Annotated in this window: 2 protein-coding genes and 1 pseudogene; all 3 read right to left on the bottom strand. The window is 56.8% G+C overall.

Annotated features, from left to right (window positions below):
* Positions 1–104: 104 nt before the first annotated feature.
* The 3 genes and pseudogenes from WB528_RS10710 to WB528_RS10700 all read right to left on the bottom strand — a co-directional run bounded on the left by WB528_RS10710 (position 105) and on the right by WB528_RS10700 (position 1,697).
* Positions 105–698, bottom strand: coding sequence for a plasmid pRiA4b ORF-3 family protein (locus WB528_RS10710; protein ID WP_423888388.1), 594 nt, complete (start codon positions 696–698; stop codon positions 105–107).
* Positions 699–937: 239 nt separating this feature from the next.
* Positions 938–1,489, bottom strand: a pseudogene (locus WB528_RS10705) (NAD-dependent epimerase/dehydratase family protein); the annotation flags it as partial.
* 10 nt (positions 1,490–1,499) lie between these two features.
* Positions 1,500–1,697 (bottom strand): NAD-dependent epimerase/dehydratase family protein, encoded by a 198-nt coding sequence (locus tag WB528_RS10700; RefSeq protein ID WP_423888387.1) that lies wholly within the window; start codon positions 1,695–1,697, stop codon positions 1,500–1,502.
* Between the last annotated feature and the right edge of the window lie 668 nt (positions 1,698–2,365).

Here is a 2,365-nt window from a genome sequence, read left to right as displayed (position 1 = left end):
CATAACAACGTATGGAGCGGAGAGCTCAGCGGTGCTCTGGGTGTCGCAGAAATGGACATCAGGGCCAGCGTCCAGCCGCAGCAAGCATCCGACGGCGACCGCGGCTAGGCACCTTTACGGCGCTTGGATTTGCGGGACCAGGATTTTGCGAGAACAGCAACCTCTGCGACGAGAGCTTCGGCGTCGTTGAGTTCGTGATTGAAGCCGTCGCCGAGCCACCCAGTCAGCTCGGCGTGGCGTTCGTGCTTGGGATCTGTGATGGCCTCGAGCAGATCGGCATAGCCGAATGGTCCGCCGCAGTCTTCCGGAGGACAGCGGCCACGGACTTCGATAAGACGCGGATAGAACACCCCGGGTTCGGGATCGATGAGCCGCTCGATCATGATCGTGTGCTCCCACCCGTCACCGAAATCATAGAGATACATCAGCTTCTTCGTGCCGATGTCTTCGAGGACGTCATCAAGGCGAGCCTTGCGCGCGTCGAGGAAGTCGTCGTCCCAATCCGCAGCAGGATCGGGCGTGCTGAAGCCGACATCGCCAGCGCGGATTTCATAGAGATGGCTGTTGGTCCAGCCCATGGCCGCCTGGACGGTCAAATGCAGTCGGTCGAGCCTGATGTCGAATGGTACCTCGACCCGGCGCAGGACCGCGACGTCGTCAAGAGTGATCTTGAGCCGGGCGATAGGAGCGGCACCCATATTGATATTTTACCATCCCCTCCTGCCCGGTTCCACGGCAGGCATTCGTACGGTCTGTGGACAAAGTGATGATTAATGCGGGCGAGCTCAGTCGATCCTCATCAGATTTTTTAACTCGGCAATTCCCTCCTCCAAACTGACGGTGGGCGACCAGCCGAGTAGTTCCTTGGCTTTGCGAGTGTCCGCGAGCGTATCGTGTGGCTCCAACCGCGGTGGGATGTGCACGCTAGGTCCGCCGATCATCGCTGCAAGGGCTTTGACCGATACATTCCGCCAGCGCCAATATTAATAACCTCACCCTGGCCGACATTGGTCGAGACCGCAGCCAACAGATTCGCGCGCACGATATCCGATACATGGGTGAAATCTCGGGTTTGGGTGCCATCACTGGTGATCGTGAGTGGATTTCCAAGCTTTTTCTGCTGTAGAAACTTGCCGATGACGAGGGCGTAGGCGCCTTCAGGATCGAATTTCGGGCCGTACACATTGAAATAGCGGAGCGATACGCTCGACAGTCCGTACACTTCGCTCCATAGGCGGCATGAAAGTTCGCCGATGTATTTCTGCAAGCCATACGGACTTTTCGGGATTGCCGGCAGATCCTCTGACAGCGGTAATCTTGCCTGATCGCCGTAGGCAGAACTCGATGCAGCATAAACGACGCGTTCTACTTCGCCCTCATGCGCGGCTTTCAAAACGGAGACCAGCCCATCCACGTTGACAGCAAAGGTTTCCTGCGGATATTCGATGGAAAATTGAACACGGGGGAGAGCGGCCTCGTGGAAGACATGCTTCGCTCCTTTAGATTAGGGGAGCAATCCCTCGAAAATCACGAATATCAAGGTCGTGATAGAACGCCTTCGGATTGATGCGGTCATCGCGCTTGCCTCCCGCATAATTGTCGATGACATGCACCTCGAAGCCTCGCTGGAGCAGGGCATCGACCAGATTAGCGCCGATGAACCCCGCTCCGCCGGTGACTACCACTTTCTCTGCCATCCGAATTCCCTCGAGTATTCCACCCCAGATCGGGCCCAAACACGGCCAAGGCGGATCGCGTCGCCTCCTAAGCACTAGCTGGGTCGTCGCGTATTCTACGCGGGAATTACGCGGGCGGGGCAACACACGGGACTGACTTCACAATGATTTACGTCTACGCCTGCTGGGCGGCTTCCTCGCCCGACGATGAAGGGAAGGCGATGCGCTGAGCTAGGAGCGACGGAACCGCTGCGTGCGTCAGATAGAATCCGTGTTTCGCAATAACAGACAAGGTCGCCCTGGTGGATTCACGATCCTGGTTGGTCTGACCTGATTGCAAGGTAATGGATCGCTCGAAATTCCAAGTGAGCGGCCGGCTTATGTGGGAAGGTAAAATCTGCCCCGTGCGATCATATGTTAATGCAAATAGCGCTGTTCCATCGCAGCGAAAGACGTGAATCTCTTTTGAATGTGACAAGCTTAGCCCCCAACGCGACAATCAAACGCCTCCTTGTATCATTCAGCCAAAGTGGCACCGCACTGAAACGGGGATTAACCTTATTCCGCATCCCACAGGTGGTTGATCCCAGCATGGTCAGCGCAGCATCAGTCATTTTGCTGGACTAGCGGGGTTCCGGGCAGGGAAGAAGAGCCGCAGCGCAGCGAGACGTCGGTGAATCGCCTCATCT

Source organism: Bradyrhizobium sp. (genome assembly GCF_049586575.1).
Taxonomy (GTDB): Bacteria; Pseudomonadota; Alphaproteobacteria; order Rhizobiales; family Xanthobacteraceae; genus Bradyrhizobium.
Note: the sequence above shows the minus strand (reverse complement) of the source record. Positions and strands in the feature narration are given on the sequence as shown.